This window comes from Psychrobacter sp. H29, assembly GCF_059073055.1.
On record NZ_JCACRY010000001.1, the window covers coordinates 171,567 to 193,298 of the forward strand.

The window sequence follows — 21,732 nt, forward strand, 5'->3', positions numbered from 1 at the left end:
CTTTGACCGATTATTCTTTGGCAATGAGTGCCGCGTGATATCTCTCTCAAGTTATATTATCCCAATTGAAAAACAGATAACAATAAATAGAAGGTGAAAAATATGAACACGATTATAGTAAAAACCAATAGTGCAACTCAGACTGTCGCGCAAGTACAAGTAGTCACCGAAGATGGAAAGCCTACTATTATTAAAGCTGTGGACAAGGTTAATTACGAGTTTCATGATACGGCAATCGGTCGTGCGCCCAATCATATTATTACCAAGCGTCTAAAAAATGATTTGCATGTCTCGTTCGAAAAAGATGGCGAAAACAGTGATCTTATAATAGAAGGGTTCTACGACGAGGCAGACAGTGCACTGCTCGGAATCGCCGAAGATGGTGAGTACTATTACTATATTCCGGATACTGGTGAGACTTACGACTATGTCACGCAGCTAGAGACAGGGGATGTGGAAGGTCAGGCATTGGGTGGCACTGAATATATAGCGGCTGCTGCGATACCTTGGTGGATACCTGCAGCAGCAGGAGTTGGCTTAGCTGGTCTAGTAGCAGCCCTTAGTAGTGGCAGTGATGATGACAATGAGCCAGCTGAACCTGCTTCTATAGTGAGCCTTAGTGGGGTGATGAACCTAAGCGAAGCAGATGCTGCCGATAATGCGAATACAGCGTTGTACACAGTCAGTCTGGATAAAGTGAGTGAGACAGATACTACAGTTACGATAACGATCACACCTGGATCTGCTGATGGTGATGACTATAGTGCGCCAGCCACGCAAACAGTCACGATTCCGGCTGGACAGACCTCTGTTGATTTTAGTGTGCCGATTGTCAATGATGATGTCTATGAAGGAGCAGAAGGCTTTCAAGTAGCGATCACAAGTGTCAGCACGGGCAGAGCTACTATTGATACTGCCAATAGCACTGTAGAAACGACTGTATATGATGATGGTACGACTGATGGTAGTACACCAGTCGATCCTAACAATCCGATGACAGGAAGTGATGTACCCGTGGTCAGCATTGTGGCAACTGATGGTCAAGCGATTGAAGGGGTGGACAATACCCTCATCTTTAGCGTGACTCAGAGCAACTTAAGCAACCTTGACACCACCGTTACCGTGAGCTTGGGTGATACCAACACCGTTGAAGCGGCGGATATTGCTTCGATCAGCTACACCAATGCTGATGGGGTGGTGGTCAGCTTAACCACCAGCGCTCAGGTTCAAGACTTCTTAACCAACGGCGCAAACGTCACCATCCCAGCTGGACAAACGACAGCGCCAGTGATTACTGTGACCATTGCCGACGATGTGGTGTATGAGCAATCAGAAGATCTTGTGCTTGAGATCAGCACTCCTGTTAATGCCACCATTGGTACAGACAGCGCGACTGGTGTGATTCTAGATGAGTCTAATGATCCTGCTAACCCTGGCAGCAATACAGAAGGCGACAAGCCTGTTGTGAGCGTCTCTGCTGCTAGTGCTGATGAGGGCAGCAATCTCGTTCACACCGTGACCTTATCAAACCCAACTGAGGTAGCGGTCAGCTATCCGTTTGCCATCACCGATGGTAGTGCAACTGCAGGGACTGATTATGACAGCGCGACACCGCCTGTCTTTAGTGTCCCCGGCATTGTTTATGATGCCGCTACCGGCACCATCACCGTTCCAGCAGGAGTGACAAGCTTTACCGTCAGCTATCCTACCGCAGATGACGCGACTGACGAGCTAAACGAGACCACCACCTTGACCATCGGCACCGGTAGCGGCACCGGCACCATCATCGACAATGATGCGGCGCCTGTGATTAGCATTACGGCCAGCGGTGATGCCACCGAAGGCGCAGGTGATGCCATCGTCTTTAGCATTAACCAGACCGGTCTGAGTGACCGTGCGACCAGCGTGATTGTCACTCTTGATTTAACCGAAGCAGAAGCGGCGGACATTGATAGCATCGTACTCACCAATGCTGATGGCAGTATACAAACGATCAGTGTGGCTGACGCCTTAGCTGGCGTTGCTGTTTCCATTCCAGCAGGATCAACCACCAACCCAACCTTTAGCATCACCCCAGCACAAGACGCGATCTACGAGATATCAGAAACCATTGGCATGAGCCTATCTGGCCCAGTCAATGCCACTCTTGGTACCGCAACCGCGACCGCTGAGATCTTAGATGAAGACAATGGTGCTATTGACGCCCCTGTGGTCAGCATTGCTGCAACCGACGCACAAGCGATTGAAGGGGTGGACAATACCCTCATCTTTAGCGTGACTCAGAGCAACTTAAGCAACCTTGACACCACCGTTAACGTAAGCTTGGGTGATACCAACACCGTTGAAGCGGCGGATATTGCTTCGATCAGCTACACCAATGCTGATGGGGTGGTGGTCAGCTTAACCACCAGCGCTCAGGTTCAAGACTTCTTAACCAACGGCGCAAACGTCACCATCCCAGCTGGACAAACGACAGCGCCAGTGATTACTGTGACCATTGCCGACGATGTGGTGTATGAGCAATCAGAAGATCTTGTGCTTGAGATCAGCACTCCTGTTAATGCCACCATTGGTACAGACAGCGCGACTGGTGTGATTCTAGATGAGTCTAATGATCCTGCTAACCCTGGCAGCAATACAGAAGGCGACAAGCCTGTTGTGAGCGTCTCTGCTGCTAGTGCTGATGAGGGCAGCAATCTCGTTCACACCGTGACCTTATCAAACCCAACTGAGGTAGCGGTCAGCTATCCGTTTGCCATCACCGATGGTAGTGCAACTGCAGGGACTGATTATGACAGCGCGACACCGCCTGTCTTTAGTGTCCCCGGCATTGTTTATGATGCCGCTACCGGCACCATCACCGTTCCAGCAGGAGTGACAAGCTTTACCGTCAGCTATCCTACCGCAGATGACGCGACTGACGAGCTAAACGAGACCACCACCTTGACCATCGGCACCGGTAGCGGCACCGGCACCATCATCGACAATGATGCGGCGCCTGTGATTAGCATTACGGCCAGCGGTGATGCCACCGAAGGCGCAGGTGATGCCATCGTCTTTAGCATTAACCAGACCGGTCTGAGTGACCGTGCGACCAGCGTGATTGTCACTCTTGATTTAACCGAAGCAGAAGCGGCGGACATTGATAGCATCGTACTCACCAATGCTGATGGCAGTATACAAACGATCAGTGTGGCTGACGCCTTAGCTGGCGTTGCTGTTTCCATTCCAGCAGGATCAACCACCAACCCAACCTTTAGCATCACCCCAGCACAAGACGCGATCTACGAGATATCAGAAACCATTGGCATGAGCCTATCTGGCCCAGTCAATGCCACTCTTGGTACCGCAACCGCGACCGCTGAGATCTTAGATGAAGACAATGGTGCTATTGACGCCCCTGTGGTCAGCATTGCTGCAACCGACGCACAAGCGATTGAAGGGGTGGACAATACCCTCATCTTTAGCGTGACTCAGAGCAACTTAAGCAACCTTGACACCACCGTTAACGTAAGCTTGGGTGATACCAACACCGTTGAAGCGGCGGATATTGCTTCGATCAGCTACACCAATGCTGATGGGGTGGTGGTGACATTAAATAACCTCACTGACATCCAAGCCTTCCTTGACAATGGTGACAGCATTACCATACCGGCAGGTAGCACGAGTGCGCCTGCTATTACGGTCACTGTGATTGATGACAGCGTCTATGAGCAATCAGAGAGCCTCGTGCTTAATGTTGCCGTTGATGCAAGCAGTCCAACAGCAGCCACTGTAGGTACAGGCACTGCGACTGGTGTAATTTTAGATGAAGACCAGCGTGTCAACACCAACAACCCGAACAACCCAGATAACGTTACTGATGAGGTTGATGGCGACAAGCCTGTTGTGAGCGTCTCTGCTGCTAGTGCTGATGAGGGCAGCAATCTCGTTCACACCGTGACCTTATCAAACCCAACTGAGGTAGCGGTCAGCTATCCGTTTGCCATCACCGATGGTAGTGCAACTGCAGGGACTGATTATGACAGCGCGACACCGCCTGTCTTTAGTGTCCCCGGCATTGTTTATGATGCCGCTACCGGCACCATCACCGTTCCAGCAGGAGTGACAAGCTTTACCGTCAGCTATCCTACCGCAGATGACGCGACTGACGAGCTAAACGAGACCACCACCTTGACCATCGGCATCGGTAGCGGCACCGGCACCATCATCGACAATGATGCGGCGCCTGTGATTAGCATTACGGCCAGCGGTGATGCCACCGAAGGCGCAGGTGATGCCATCGTCTTTAGCATTAACCAGACCGGTCTGAGTGACCGTGCGACCAGCGTGATTGTCACTCTTGATTTAACCGAAGCAGAAGCGGCGGACATTGATAGCATCGTACTCACCAATGCTGATGGCAGTATACAAACGATCAGTGTGGCTGACGCCTTAGCTGGCGTTGCTGTTTCCATTCCAGCAGGATCAACCACCAACCCAACCTTTAGCATCACCCCAGCACAAGACGCGATCTACGAGATATCAGAAACCATTGGCATGAGCCTATCTGGCCCAGTCAATGCCACTCTTGGTACCGCAACCGCGACCGCTGAGATCTTAGATGAAGACAATGGTGCTATTGACGCCCCTGTGGTCAGCATTGCTGCAACCGACGCACAAGCGATTGAAGGGGTGGACAATACCCTCATCTTTAGCGTGACTCAGAGCAACTTAAGCAACCTTGACACCACCGTTAACGTAAGCTTGGGTGATACCAACACCGTTGAAGCGGCGGATATTGCTTCGATCAGCTACACCAATGCTGATGGGGTGGTGGTCAGCTTAACCACCAGCGCTCAGGTTCAAGACTTCTTAACCAACGGCGCAAACGTCACCATCCCAGCTGGACAAACGACAGCGCCAGTGATTACTGTGACCATTGCCGACGATGTGGTGTATGAGCAATCAGAAGATCTTGTGCTTGAGATCAGCACTCCTGTTAATGCCACCATTGGTACAGACAGCGCGACTGGTGTGATTCTAGATGAGTCTAATGATCCTGCTAACCCTGGCAGCAATACAGAAGGCGACAAGCCTGTTGTGAGCGTCTCTGCTGCTAGTGCTGATGAGGGCAGCAATCTCGTTCACACCGTGACCTTATCAAACCCAACTGAGGTAGCGGTCAGCTATCCGTTTGCCATCACCGATGGTAGTGCAACTGCAGGGACTGATTATGACAGCGCGACACCGCCTGTCTTTAGTGTCCCCGGCATTGTTTATGATGCCGCTACCGGCACCATCACCGTTCCAGCAGGAGTGACAAGCTTTACCGTCAGCTATCCTACCGCAGATGACGCGACTGACGAGCTAAACGAGACCACCACCTTGACCATCGGCACCGGTAGCGGCACCGGCACCATCATCGACAATGATGCGGCGCCTGTGATTAGCATTACGGCCAGCGGTGATGCCACCGAAGGCGCAGGTGATGCCATCGTCTTTAGCATTAACCAGACCGGTCTGAGTGACCGTGCGACCAGCGTGATTGTCACTCTTGATTTAACCGAAGCAGAAGCGGCGGACATTGATAGCATCGTACTCACCAATGCTGATGGCAGTATACAAACGATCAGTGTGGCTGACGCCTTAGCTGGCGTTGCTGTTTCCATTCCAGCAGGATCAACCACCAACCCAACCTTTAGCATCACCCCAGCACAAGACGCGATCTACGAGATATCAGAAACCATTGGCATGAGCCTATCTGGCCCAGTCAATGCCACTCTTGGTACCGCAACCGCGACCGCTGAGATCTTAGATGAAGACAATGGTGCTATTGACGCCCCTGTGGTCAGCATTGCTGCAACCGACGCACAAGCGATTGAAGGGGTGGACAATACCCTCATCTTTAGCGTGACTCAGAGCAACTTAAGCAACCTTGACACCACCGTTAACGTAAGCTTGGGTGATACCAACACCGTTGAAGCGGCGGATATTGCTTCGATCAGCTACACCAATGCTGATGGGGTGGTGGTCAGCTTAACCACCAGCGCTCAGGTTCAAGACTTCTTAACCAACGGCGCAAACGTCACCATCCCAGCTGGACAAACGACAGCGCCAGTGATTACTGTGACCATTGCCGACGATGTGGTGTATGAGCAATCAGAAGATCTTGTGCTTGAGATCAGCACTCCTGTTAATGCCACCATTGGTACAGACAGCGCGACTGGTGTGATTCTAGATGAGTCTAATGATCCTGCTAACCCTGGCAGCAATACAGAAGGCGACAAGCCTGTTGTGAGCGTCTCTGCTGCTAGTGCTGATGAGGGCAGCAATCTCGTTCACACCGTGACCTTATCAAACCCAACTGAGGTAGCGGTCAGCTATCCGTTTGCCATCACCGATGGTAGTGCAACTGCAGGGACTGATTATGACAGCGCGACACCGCCTGTCTTTAGTGTCCCCGGCATTGTTTATGATGCCGCTACCGGCACCATCACCGTTCCAGCAGGAGTGACAAGCTTTACCGTCAGCTATCCTACCGCAGATGACGCGACTGACGAGCTAAACGAGACCACCACCTTGACCATCGGCACCGGTAGCGGCACCGGCACCATCATCGACAATGATGCGGCGCCTGTGATTAGCATTACGGCCAGCGGTGATGCCACCGAAGGCGCAGGTGATGCCATCGTCTTTAGCATTAACCAGACCGGTCTGAGTGACCGTGCGACCAGCGTGATTGTCACTCTTGATTTAACCGAAGCAGAAGCGGCGGACATTGATAGCATCGTACTCACCAATGCTGATGGCAGTATACAAACGATCAGTGTGGCTGACGCCTTAGCTGGCGTTGCTGTTTCCATTCCAGCAGGATCAACCACCAACCCAACCTTTAGCATCACCCCAGCACAAGACGCGATCTACGAGATATCAGAAACCATTGGCATGAGCCTATCTGGCCCAGTCAATGCCACTCTTGGTACCGCAACCGCGACCGCTGAGATCTTAGATGAAGACAATGGTGCTATTGACGCCCCTGTGGTCAGCATTGCTGCAACCGACGCACAAGCGATTGAAGGGGTGGACAATACCCTCATCTTTAGCGTGACTCAGAGCAACTTAAGCAACCTTGACACCACCGTTAACGTAAGCTTGGGTGATACCAACACCGTTGAAGCGGCGGATATTGCTTCGATCAGCTACACCAATGCTGATGGGGTGGTGGTGACATTAAATAACCTCACTGACATCCAAGCCTTCCTTGACAATGGTGACAGCATTACCATACCGGCAGGTAGCACGAGTGCGCCTGCTATTACGGTCACTGTGATTGATGACAGCGTCTATGAGCAATCAGAGAGCCTCGTGCTTAATGTTGCCGTTGATGCAAGCAGTCCAACAGCAGCCACTGTAGGTACAGGCACTGCGACTGGTGTAATTTTAGATGAAGACCAGCGTGTCAACACCAACAACCCGAACAACCCAGATAACGTTACTGATGAGGTTGATGGCGACAAGCCTGTTGTGAGCGTCTCTGCTGCTAGTGCTGATGAGGGCAGCAATCTCGTTCACACCGTGACCTTATCAAACCCAACTGAGGTAGCGGTCAGCTATCCGTTTGCCATCACCGATGGTAGTGCAACTGCAGGGACTGATTATGACAGCGCGACACCGCCTGTCTTTAGTGTCCCCGGCATTGTTTATGATGCCGCTACCGGCACCATCACCGTTCCAGCAGGAGTGACAAGCTTTACCGTCAGCTATCCTACCGCAGATGACGCGACTGACGAGCTAAACGAGACCACCACCTTGACCATCGGCACCGGTAGCGGCACCGGCACCATCATCGACAATGATGCGGCGCCTGTGATTAGCATTACGGCCAGCGGTGATGCCACCGAAGGCGCAGGTGATGCCATCGTCTTTAGCATTAACCAGACCGGTCTGAGTGACCGTGCGACCAGCGTGATTGTCACTCTTGATTTAACCGAAGCAGAAGCGGCGGACATTGATAGCATCGTACTCACCAATGCTGATGGCAGTATACAAACGATCAGTGTGGCTGACGCCTTAGCTGGCGTTGCTGTTTCCATTCCAGCAGGATCAACCACCAACCCAACCTTTAGCATCACCCCAGCACAAGACGCGATCTACGAGATATCAGAAACCATTGGCATGAGCCTATCTGGCCCAGTCAATGCCACTCTTGGTACCGCAACCGCGACCGCTGAGATCTTAGATGAAGACAATGGTGCTATTGACGCCCCTGTGGTCAGCATTGCTGCAACCGACGCACAAGCGATTGAAGGGGTGGACAATACCCTCATCTTTAGCGTGACTCAGAGCAACTTAAGCAACCTTGACACCACCGTTAACGTAAGCTTGGGTGATACCAACACCGTTGAAGCGGCGGATATTGCTTCGATCAGCTACACCAATGCTGATGGGGTGGTGGTCAGCTTAACCACCAGCGCTCAGGTTCAAGACTTCTTAACCAACGGCGCAAACGTCACCATCCCAGCTGGACAAACGACAGCGCCAGTGATTACTGTGACCATTGCCGACGATGTGGTGTATGAGCAATCAGAAGATCTTGTGCTTGAGATCAGCACTCCTGTTAATGCCACCATTGGTACAGACAGCGCGACTGGTGTGATTCTAGATGAGTCTAATGATCCTGCTAACCCTGGCAGCAATACAGAAGGCGACAAGCCTGTTGTGAGCGTCTCTGCTGCTAGTGCTGATGAGGGCAGCAATCTCGTTCACACCGTGACCTTATCAAACCCAACTGAGGTAGCGGTCAGCTATCCGTTTGCCATCACCGATGGTAGTGCAACTGCAGGGACTGATTATGACAGCGCGACACCGCCTGTCTTTAGTGTCCCCGGCATTGTTTATGATGCCGCTACCGGCACCATCACCGTTCCAGCAGGAGTGACAAGCTTTACCGTCAGCTATCCTACCGCAGATGACGCGACTGACGAGCTAAACGAGACCACCACCTTGACCATCGGCACCGGTAGCGGCACCGGCACCATCATCGACAATGATGCGGCGCCTGTGATTAGCATTACGGCCAGCGGTGATGCCACCGAAGGCGCAGGTGATGCCATCGTCTTTAGCATTAACCAGACCGGTCTGAGTGACCGTGCGACCAGCGTGATTGTCACTCTTGATTTAACCGAAGCAGAAGCGGCGGACATTGATAGCATCGTACTCACCAATGCTGATGGCAGTATACAAACGATCAGTGTGGCTGACGCCTTAGCTGGCGTTGCTGTTTCCATTCCAGCAGGATCAACCACCAACCCAACCTTTAGCATCACCCCAGCACAAGACGCGATCTACGAGATATCAGAAACCATTGGCATGAGCCTATCTGGCCCAGTCAATGCCACTCTTGGTACCGCAACCGCGACCGCTGAGATCTTAGATGAAGACAATGGTGCTATTGACGCCCCTGTGGTCAGCATTGCTGCAACCGACGCACAAGCGATTGAAGGGGTGGACAATACCCTCATCTTTAGCGTGACTCAGAGCAACTTAAGCAACCTTGACACCACCGTTAACGTAAGCTTGGGTGATACCAACACCGTTGAAGCGGCGGATATTGCTTCGATCAGCTACACCAATGCTGATGGGGTGGTGGTGACATTAAATAACCTCACTGACATCCAAGCCTTCCTTGACAATGGTGACAGCATTACCATACCGGCAGGTAGCACGAGTGCGCCTGCTATTACGGTCACTGTGATTGATGACAGCGTCTATGAGCAATCAGAGAGCCTCGTGCTTAATGTTGCCGTTGATGCAAGCAGTCCAACAGCAGCCACTGTAGGTACAGGCACTGCGACTGGTGTAATTTTAGATGAAGACCAGCGTGTCAACACCAACAACCCGAACAACCCAGATAACGTTACTGATGAGGTTGATGGCGACAAGCCTGTTGTGAGCGTCTCTGCTGCTAGTGCTGATGAGGGCAGCAATCTCGTTCACACCGTGACCTTATCAAACCCAACTGAGGTAGCGGTCAGCTATCCGTTTGCCATCACCGATGGTAGTGCAACTGCAGGGACTGATTATGACAGCGCGACACCGCCTGTCTTTAGTGTCCCCGGCATTGTTTATGATGCCGCTACCGGCACCATCACCGTTCCAGCAGGAGTGACAAGCTTTACCGTCAGCTATCCTACCGCAGATGACGCGACTGACGAGCTAAACGAGACCACCACCTTGACCATCGGCACCGGTAGCGGCACCGGCACCATCATCGACAATGATGCGGCGCCTGTGATTAGCATTACGGCCAGCGGTGATGCCACCGAAGGCGCAGGTGATGCCATCGTCTTTAGCATTAACCAGACCGGTCTGAGTGACCGTGCGACCAGCGTGATTGTCACTCTTGATTTAACCGAAGCAGAAGCGGCGGACATTGATAGCATCGTACTCACCAATGCTGATGGCAGTATACAAACGATCAGTGTGGCTGACGCCTTAGCTGGCGTTGCTGTTTCCATTCCAGCAGGATCAACCACCAACCCAACCTTTAGCATCACCCCAGCACAAGACGCGATCTACGAGATATCAGAAACCATTGGCATGAGCCTATCTGGCCCAGTCAATGCCACTCTTGGTACCGCAACCGCGACCGCTGAGATCTTAGATGAAGACAATGGTGCTATTGACGCCCCTGTGGTCAGCATTGCTGCAACCGACGCACAAGCGATTGAAGGGGTGGACAATACCCTCATCTTTAGCGTGACTCAGAGCAACTTAAGCAACCTTGACACCACCGTTAACGTAAGCTTGGGTGATACCAACACCGTTGAAGCGGCGGATATTGCTTCGATCAGCTACACCAATGCTGATGGGGTGGTGGTGACATTAAATAACCTCACTGACATCCAAGCCTTCCTTGACAATGGTGACAGCATTACCATACCGGCAGGTAGCACGAGTGCGCCTGCTATTACGGTCACTGTGATTGATGACAGCGTCTATGAGCAATCAGAGAGCCTCGTGCTTAATGTTGCCGTTGATGCAAGCAGTCCAACAGCAGCCACTGTAGGTACAGGCACTGCGACTGGTGTAATTTTAGATGAAGACCAGCGTGTCAACACCAACAACCCGAACAACCCAGATAACGTTACTGATGAGGTTGATGGCGACAAGCCTGTTGTGAGCGTCTCTGCTGCTAGTGCTGATGAGGGCAGCAATCTCGTTCACACCGTGACCTTATCAAACCCAACTGAGGTAGCGGTCAGCTATCCGTTTGCCATCACCGATGGTAGTGCAACTGCAGGGACTGATTATGACAGCGCGACACCGCCTGTCTTTAGTGTCCCCGGCATTGTTTATGATGCCGCTACCGGCACCATCACCGTTCCAGCAGGAGTGACAAGCTTTACCGTCAGCTATCCTACCGCAGATGACGCGACTGACGAGCTAAACGAGACCACCACCTTGACCATCGGCACCGGTAGCGGCACCGGCACCATCATCGACAATGATGCGGCGCCTGTGATTAGCATTACGGCCAGCGGTGATGCCACCGAAGGCGCAGGTGATGCCATCGTCTTTAGCATTAACCAGACCGGTCTGAGTGACCGTGCGACCAGCGTGATTGTCACTCTTGATTTAACCGAAGCAGAAGCGGCGGACATTGATAGCATCGTACTCACCAATGCTGATGGCAGTATACAAACGATCAGTGTGGCTGACGCCTTAGCTGGCGTTGCTGTTTCCATTCCAGCAGGATCAACCACCAACCCAACCTTTAGCATCACCCCAGCACAAGACGCGATCTACGAGATATCAGAAACCATTGGCATGAGCCTATCTGGCCCAGTCAATGCCACTCTTGGTACCGCAACCGCGACCGCTGAGATCTTAGATGAAGACAATGGTGCTATTGACGCCCCTGTGGTCAGCATTGCTGCAACCGACGCACAAGCGATTGAAGGGGTGGACAATACCCTCATCTTTAGCGTGACTCAGAGCAACTTAAGCAACCTTGACACCACCGTTAACGTAAGCTTGGGTGATACCAACACCGTTGAAGCGGCGGATATTGCTTCGATCAGCTACACCAATGCTGATGGGGTGGTGGTCAGCTTAACCACCAGCGCTCAGGTTCAAGACTTCTTAACCAACGGCGCAAACGTCACCATCCCAGCTGGACAAACGACAGCGCCAGTGATTACTGTGACCATTGCCGACGATGTGGTGTATGAGCAATCAGAAGATCTTGTGCTTGAGATCAGCACTCCTGTTAATGCCACCATTGGTACAGACAGCGCGACTGGTGTGATTCTAGATGAGTCTAATGATCCTGCTAACCCTGGCAGCAATACAGAAGGCGACAAGCCTGTTGTGAGCGTCTCTGCTGCTAGTGCTGATGAGGGCAGCAATCTCGTTCACACCGTGACCTTATCAAACCCAACTGAGGTAGCGGTCAGCTATCCGTTTGCCATCACCGATGGTAGTGCAACTGCAGGGACTGATTATGACAGCGCGACACCGCCTGTCTTTAGTGTCCCCGGCATTGTTTATGATGCCGCTACCGGCACCATCACCGTTCCAGCAGGAGTGACAAGCTTTACCGTCAGCTATCCTACCGCAGATGACGCGACTGACGAGCTAAACGAGACCACCACCTTGACCATCGGCACCGGTAGCGGCACCGGCACCATCATCGACAATGATGCGGCGCCTGTGATTAGCATTACGGCCAGCGGTGATGCCACCGAAGGCGCAGGTGATGCCATCGTCTTTAGCATTAACCAGACCGGTCTGAGTGACCGTGTGACCAGCGTGATTGTCACTCTTGATTTAACCGAAGCAGAAGCGGCGGACATTGATAGCATCGTACTCACCAATGCTGATGGCAGTATACAAACGATCAGTGTGGCTGACGCCTTAGCTGGCGTTGCTGTTTCCATTCCAGCAGGATCAACCACCAACCCAACCTTTAGCATCACCCCAGCACAAGACGCGATCTACGAGATATCAGAAACCATTGGCATGAGCCTATCTGGCCCAGTCAATGCCACTCTTGGTACCGCAACCGCGACCGCTGAGATCTTAGATGAAGACAATGGTGCTATTGACGCCCCTGTGGTCAGCATTGCTGCAACCGACGCACAAGCGATTGAAGGGGTGGACAATACCCTCATCTTTAGCGTGACTCAGAGCAACTTAAGCAACCTTGACACCACCGTTAACGTAAGCTTGGGTGATACCAACACCGTTGAAGCGGCGGATATTGCTTCGATCAGCTACACCAATGCTGATGGGGTGGTGGTGACATTAAATAACCTCACTGACATCCAAGCCTTCCTTGACAATGGTGACAGCATTACCATACCGGCAGGTAGCACGAGTGCGCCTGCTATTACGGTCACTGTGATTGATGACAGCGTCTATGAGCAATCAGAGAGCCTCGTGCTTAATGTTGCCGTTGATGCAAGCAGTCCAACAGCAGCCACTGTAGGTACAGGCACTGCGACTGGTGTAATTTTAGATGAAGACCAGCGTGTCAACACCAACAACCCGAACAACCCAGATAACGTTACTGATGAGGTCGATGGCGACAAGCCGGTGGTTGGTATTACTGCCACTGATGCTCAAGCTGTTGAAGGGGTAGACAATACCTTAGTCTTTACTGTGGCTCAGAATAACCTCAGTAACTTTGATACCACTGTTAAGGTCAGTTTGGGCAGTAGTAGCCTAATCGCTACTGATATTGATAGCATCAGCTACACCGATGCCACTGGTGCAGTCATCACTCTGAATAATACTATCGATATTCAAAACTTTCTCACGAATGGCGACAGTGTCAAGATACCAGCAGGTAGCACGAGCGCCCCTGCTATTACAGTCACTGTGATTGATGACAATATTTATGAGCAATCAGAAAATATCGTACTTACGATCAGCAATGCGTCTAATGCCACTGTTGGCAGTAATGCTAGTGCCACAGGTACTATACTTGATGAAGACAACGGGAACCCTAATGACGGTAGCACCACTGACGGTGACAAACCAGTGGTCAGTATCACAGGTACAGCAAACCTAAGTGAAACCGCAGCCAATGGGTCGGCAAATACGGCTACTTATACGGTTAGCTTAAGTAATCCAAGCGCCCTGGATACCAGTGTGGTTGTCAGTATCGCTGCAGGCTCTGCAACCGGTAATGGTACAGATTATATTGCTCCTGTTACCCAAATAGTCACTATTCCAGCCGGTCAAACGTCAGTCAATATTACTGTACCATTAGTTGATGATACAAATTTTGAAGGTCCTGAGAACTTTACTGTCAGTATTTCAAGTATTGCACCAGTATCGACAGGCAACGTAACTATTGATCCTGTAAACAATACTGTAAACACTACGATCTATGATGATGGTACGACTGATGGCACGACTCCAGGCGGGGTGAACGACAACATCGTGCCAGTAGCAGTAGCAGACACATTAAGCTTAATCGAAAATGTGAGCGTTGGTTCAAATTCTGGTAACGTGTTAACCAACGATAACTTGGGCAACACACCGACTCAAAGCTTTACTTGGGGTACAGAGTTTGCAAGTTACGGTAGTATCACTAAAAACCCGGACGGCACTTACAACTACGCGCTCAGCAACGGCAATTCTGAAGTACAAGCACTGGCAATAGGTGAGACGTTGACCGAGACGTTTACCTATAGCTTTAGAGACCAAGATGGTGAGTTGGCAAACTCAACGCTGACCATCACTATTACCGGTACCAATGACCAACCAAAAATCACCAATGGTGCTAGTCTAAATGGCGTCATAGACAGCAGACAAATCACAGAGCAAATAGATGCCTCTGTTATTACGCAAACAGGTACCATCAACTTTACTGACGTTGATACGAGCAATGAGTTAACACTCATTTATCTAACAAATCAAAACATCTTTACCTTTGGTTCTAATACCGCATTGACGTCATTAACGGCTGATCAACAAGCGGCACTAGAAAATATATTTAGCGTGAATCAACTGTCAACGTCTAACAATGAGGCGAGTTGGAATATCAACGCTTCCTCTACTGCACTTGATTTTATTCCGCCTGGTGAGACGGTAACGATTCGTTATGCCGTACAAGTTGATGATAACGAAGACGTAATTACGGCTGCTGATGGTAACGAGCTTAGTACTAGTGAAATCCGCTATGTTGAAGTAACCATCACAGGTACAAATGATGGCATTGCTCTAGTTAATGATAGTGAGACAATGCTCGAAGACGGCACACTCACTGGCAATATCTTTACTAATGATAATGATGATCCTGATATTGGAGAGATGCTGACGATAGAGAGCTATGATGTTCTAGGCCAAACAGGTATAGCACCTGGCACAACGACCACGATAAATCCAGATGGTATTGGTCCTATTGGCACTATCACTATGAATAGTGACGGCAGCTATGTCTTTACCCCAACTGCCAATTATAGTGGCACAGTTCCCACCATTACGGCTAATGTGTCAAACGGCTTACCAGTTGGTAATGCTAACCGATCATCAGGTTCTGAGACGCTTAGTATTACTGTGACGCCAGTCTCAGATGCGCCTACTTTATCAGCCGTATCAGTGACAACAAACGAAGATACTGCTGTGTTACTAGGGCTAAAAGCACCTATCATTACAGATGCTACTGATCTCACAACAAACACTGATGATAGTCCTGAACGTATTGGCTTGATTACCTTAGCGGATATACCAGATGGTGCAACCCTAAACTATGGGGGTAATACTTATGCGTCAACTGGTGCTGACATCACCATATTATTAAGTGATTATTTGACTAATGACCAAATAATCAATAATGCAGGCACATCAACCATCACCATGACCAGTGCTGAATTTGAAGCGATGACACTAACGCCACCTGCTGATGATGCTACTAACATCTCTTTTGAGATGTCAGTGACCGAATATGAAGTGGATGACAATGGCGATATTGCACAAGTAAATGGCTCTGATGTTGATGGTGCAGAAAGTACCGTCACTATTGATATTGATGTTCAAGCTGTGACAGACAGCAGCAATAATAATCAAGTTGGTGATAATTTTAGTACCTTTGGCTACGATGATACGGTAGCAGGGGTTGTAGGTGATATCTATACGGTCAGCGCTGAAGAAGGCGAGTCTGTTGATTTACCAATAACAACTATATTTGGTGATTTAGAAGGCAATAATAGAAATCGGGAGACTTACGGTTTTGTTATTACTGGATTACAGCCAGATGCTGTGGTTGAACTGGTTGATGCTAATGGTAATGTCATCGCATCAAATGCGGCTATAGATGACAATGGTTCAACTACAATAGGAGCTACCGCTAATAGAGATGGTAGTGGCAATATTATTCTAGTTAATGACCTTGCTACTGTCACTAGTACAGAGGAGCTTGTGTTCGATACTAGTACTGGTCAACCTACTATACGTATCACATCAGCTGATTATAATTCCCTCGATATGGATAACATCACTGTATCGCTATATACCCAAGACCACGATACTGACTCATCTCCAAGAAATAAAACGGTTGAGCTAATCGATACTGTTAACGTTAATCTGATCGTAACACCTGTTGCTGGTCAAGTAGTAGCGAATGATGTTAGTACAACTGAAGACACAGCCTTCACACTTGATGAGTTTAATTTTGCAGTACTTGATGACCAAGACGGCAGCTCAGCTGTTGCCGAAATCATCACTGCAATTCGGTTTATTTTGCCTGAAGGTTGGACATATAACGATGGTACCACCGATACAGTAGGCGCGAGTGGCGGTACGGTGATTGTTATTACCGACACCTCTGACTTGGGTAGCTTGTCGCTTACGCCACCTGCGCAGTCTTCAACAGATACTGATATCAACTTTGAAGTAACCAGTGCAGATTTGGATGATGATGGAGATGTAGCCGTTGCTATCAGTGAAACAACCACATTAACCCAAACGATTAACATCACGCCTGTAGCCGAAGTTGTGGGTAGTGATATTGATGGTGATGGTACGCCTGACCTAACCATTAATCCAGACTACACTTACACTGCTGTAGCGCAAGAGGACGCTGCATTTGACCTTGGTGTTGACGGTACATTCAGATTACTCGATAACTGGTCAAACCAAGATGATACGGTTGATTTTGGAGAAGAAAGCCATACTACTGCCCTCAATGATTCTGAGCAGACTTATGCTCATCTGACGTTTGGTAGTAGAGACAATGGTGTGTTTATTGCCATTGAAGGCGCCGTATTTACCTATAACAACGGTAGTAATACTTTGTCGCTGACAGATAATGGGACGGGCGTCGACATTCCAGCTGCTTATCTGAATACGGTTACTGTGACGCCGCCGCAAGACTATAGCGATTATACAGTCACTTCGGTATCGGCTACTGCTGAGACAGCAGTCAAAGTAGAAGCTGTGACTATCGACTATGATGAAGATACAGATACTAGTGTCGAGCCAGTAACAAGTGGCGAGAGTTACTTAACTTTCACAGTTGCAGGTGTTGCTGACCAAGTTACGCTAGGTGTCGACCCTGCTACAGGTTTAGAGGATCAGGCAATTAGCGGTGGTAATAATCGTGATGGATCGACAGCTGCAGTTATTATTCCTACCGATGGTATTCCTTTGAACATCCGCCCAAGCTCACGTGACGATGATGGCTCTGAAGCTTACGATGTTACTATTACAGACATTCCGCTAGGCGCTCAGCTATATGCCGATAATGATGGGACACTGACGCTGTTGGATACTACTGGTGGCTCAGTAACCATAGCTAATTACACCAATACAGTGAGTGATTTATACTTTGTACCAGCAGAAAACTATAGCGGCAAAATCAATCTCCAAGTATCGGCAGTTAGTAGAGAAAGCGATGGAAACATCAGTGCTTCTAGCGCGACATTGAACTTACCTATTAGTGTCGTTGGTCTAGCAGATCTTATTATAAATGACGATCTAGCAACTGAGACCGCAACGATAGTGGATAGCGATGGGCAGTCTGTTACCGAAGATTATACGTATGTCGGTATCGAAGGCGCTGGCAATGACAGCATAGCATTATCAGCATTTTTTGCTGATGCTGCCAATATTGCCGCTTACGATGCCGGTAGCCCAGCAGCTGAGCAGGTCACTTACAAGGTGACAGGCGTGCCTGTAGGGTTTGGTATCACAGGGGCAGTATTCTTAGGCGGCAGTGAACTCGCGCGCAGCTGGTCTGTGTCGTTAGAGTCACTCCAAAATGGTGATGCAAAATTGGTAACGCCTGAAAACTTTGCTGGTGAAGTTGATTTTACTATTACAGGAACGACCACTGAAACAATATCAGGTAATAGTGTCACCCATGACCCTAAAGCTGTCTCTGTGCTAATTACACCTGATGCTGCTGATGGGGTAGTCAATAACCCGCAAGTGCTAGCGACAGAGGATGTGTGGGAAACCATTAACTTCACTGCAGCATTCACCACGAATGATCAGGGTGCGCTCACGACAGGTCAAGAATCACTTAAGAGTGTGGTTATCAAAGGGCAAGACCTTATCCGTAATGACATTCTCAGTAATGGCCCTATCCGTAATGGCCTTATGTTAAGAGTAACAGAGGCTGATGGTACGGTCACTGTTTACGGAGATAGTACTGATGTGGACTATACTGATGAAAATAAAGCATTGGTCACAGAGCAGCTAGCAAATCAAGACTATGTCTTTGACGCTACCGATAAAGTAGAAGTCATGTACGGCGTGGAACACCTAGACACTTCAGTCACCATACCTTTTGGCTACACATATACTGACACGGTTACATTACCAGATGGTTCAACCATCACCACAACGTCACCAGTCATTACTGGCAAAGCGGTAAATGTTACTTTCCAAGCAGTGACTGATACACCAACGATAAGCGTAAATGTGACCGACAGCAGCATCAATAATAATGGTACAGACGATACGGCGTCAGCGATTGTCGCTATATCCTCACCTGACCAGGACGGGTCTGAGTTGTTTACTCGCTTAGAGGTTCGCGACGTCCCTGATGGTATTATTGTACAAGGTGGTATCCTAGCGGGTAGTACCTGGTATGTCGACGTACCAGATACGGCCATTACCGACTCAGCGCCAGAGTACACACTGGTATTGGCTCGCAACCCAAACACCAACGATATCCCTGTAGGCACCTTCAATGTCACTGTAGTAGGTGTCACACAAGATATCAATGGAGAGGGCGTCGATGGTAGTGAAGCAACTGTTGTAGGTATATTCCCTATTACCTTGACGAGAGACGGGAATGGCGGTGATCCTGGAACGGTTGATTTGATCGATACGCTCACTGTTACTCCTGCGCCTCAGTCAGAAGAAGCAACAGTAGAGATAGATGGCAGTCAAGTTCGAGGTTTCTTATTATCTGAATTAGTACAAGCTGAGTTAAGCAATCCAGATGTAGTTAGTGCTTATAGCTTCTTACTAACCGATCTGCCTGAAGGCACAGTGTTGAGTAGTAGTAATCCAGACGTCAGTGTACAGCAAGTTGCAGGTCAGTGGATTGTCAGCGTTGAAGATAGCGAGGAGCTAACACCTAATCAAGCGCTAGGTAATGTTGTTTTGACGCCACCTGAAAACTTCAGTACCAATGAGGCTAATGTTGGTCAAGAGCTCAGTTTTAATGTTGAATTCACTGCGCTGAACGATCAGGGTCTAGAAGAAATTTTGAGAGTCGACGATGTTAATGTAGAGATAACACCAAGCACTGATCCTTTCGACAATGATGGTCAAACTTCAACGGTTTCAACCGATGAAGATATCGAAGTGGATATTGTCATTGATCTCACCAACAGTGCAGATGGTGAATACGTCTCTCTTATTGATGGCAAGCTTTATATCCAGATAAATGAAGTAGGGCTACAGACAGGCACAGGCGGTATTGGAACACTAGAATATAATGGTACAAAGTTGACACCAGACGATAATGGCGACTATGTAGTTGATCTAAATAATGGTGCTGGAGACTTAGTTAATCCTCCTGGTAGCGTCACTGTTCAATATACCCCTGCTGCGAATGCTGATGGTAGTGCTACCATTACTGTAAATGCTGCTCATAAAGAAGTGACCAATGTTCCTGACACGGTTGATGGTAAAGTCATCACGTATCAGCACAGCTACGATATCGCAGTTGCTGCACAGCCGGATGTATTGGCTATTTTGGATAGAGATGATGATTTAATGGTTACTGCAACGGGGGATGAGGATACACTCATAGCCATACCTTATCAGATAAATAGAGTGGATGAAGGAGACGATGCAGCAGCGGTCACTTTAGACGAGGTGCCTAATGGCTATCTGGTGTATTACGTTAATACTGCAGGAGACACTGTTCTAGCCAGTAACAATGGCGTCTCAGGTGGCAATAACAACAATTCATGGTCAATCAATGCCAGTCAGCTAAACAACATCAATCGTGGTGACGTGGGTGAGCTGGATAATATCTTTATTCAAGCGCCTGAGAATGTCAGTGGAACGGTTTCAGATATCGAAGTCAGCGTCATCAGTGATAGTGGTTTGGCTAGTACCCCGCTTGTAGTGACCTTAGATGTGACACCTGTGGCCGATGAAATCGTATTTAATCCATCTACTTTGGTTGGTTTCCAAGGTAAGTGGACGACGCTCAACTTAAATGCTGCAATGGAAGATATTGATGGCAGTGAAACCGTTAATATCATCGTGACTGGTGACAACCTGTATGGTGATGTACTACAGGTAACAACCAGAGATGGCGCGCCATTGAACGTAACGTGGGATGCCAGTATACAAACCTACGTTATCGAAGGAGTACCTTATGAAAGTATTAACAATTTGCGTGTACAATCGGCGACATCTTATGTTGGTCCTCTGACCATTACATTAGAAACAGTCGAAACGGGCAATGGAGATACTTTTGTCACAGACCCAAGTACTATTAATATCGATGTAGCGCCTACTTTAGTATTCAATGGCACCCCTGACGATGATGCTTTAATTTCAGTAAACCAGACGTCTGCGCTTAAATATACTGGCGGCGCAGGCGATGATTTGTTTGTCGGTGGTAGTGGAAACGATATTTTTAATGGTGATGATGGTATAGATACCCTAAGTGGTAATGCGGGCAACGATACGATCAACGGCGGTGCAGGTAATGACACTATTAGTGGCGGTGCAGGCAACGATATCGTCAATGGTGGAGCAGATGATGATATTATTGATGGTGGTACGGGAGCAGATACACTCAGAGGCGGTGCAGGCAATGATACGATAGTCTTTGCTGCTGACAATATCTTAATGGATGGTGGCACTGGTATCGACACCATACTCATCAACGAAGATAATACCACCATTGATTTTGGCACCTTTGATGCTACTGTGTTTGAGAGTATTGAAGTCATCGGTATGACAGGTAATGGCGCTCAAGCGCTTACCAATCTGTCCACTAATGATGTGCTTGATATTATCAATGATACAGTACTTACTGACAAAGATTTGATCATCAATGGTGATAGTTCTGATAGCGTATCGTTGACCGATGAATGGACGGATACAAATACTACTGTATCGCAGGATGGTATTAGCTACGATGTTTATAGCTTCTCGGATACCAATGGAACGCACGATCTGTTGATTCAGACTGATATTACGACCAATATTATTATATAGGTCTATTCAACTAGCACGGGGTTTGACTTTTATCTTCTACAA

The 21,732-nt window shown here is 49.1% G+C and carries 1 protein-coding gene; it reads left to right on the forward strand.

The annotated features are described in order from the left end of the window. Positions 1 to 102: 102 nt before the first annotated feature. Entirely contained in the window at positions 103 to 21,690 is a 21,588-nt protein-coding gene (locus tag AC5JP1_RS00735) for a Calx-beta domain-containing protein (protein WP_493842748.1), read from the forward strand. Positions 21,691 to 21,732 lie beyond the last annotated feature (42 nt).

Bases quoted from the DNA above. Each gene is read 5' to 3' on its own strand.
- AC5JP1_RS00735 (WP_493842748.1), top strand. From the start codon at position 103: ATGAACACGATTATAGTAAAAACCAATAGTGCAACTCAGACTGTCGCG.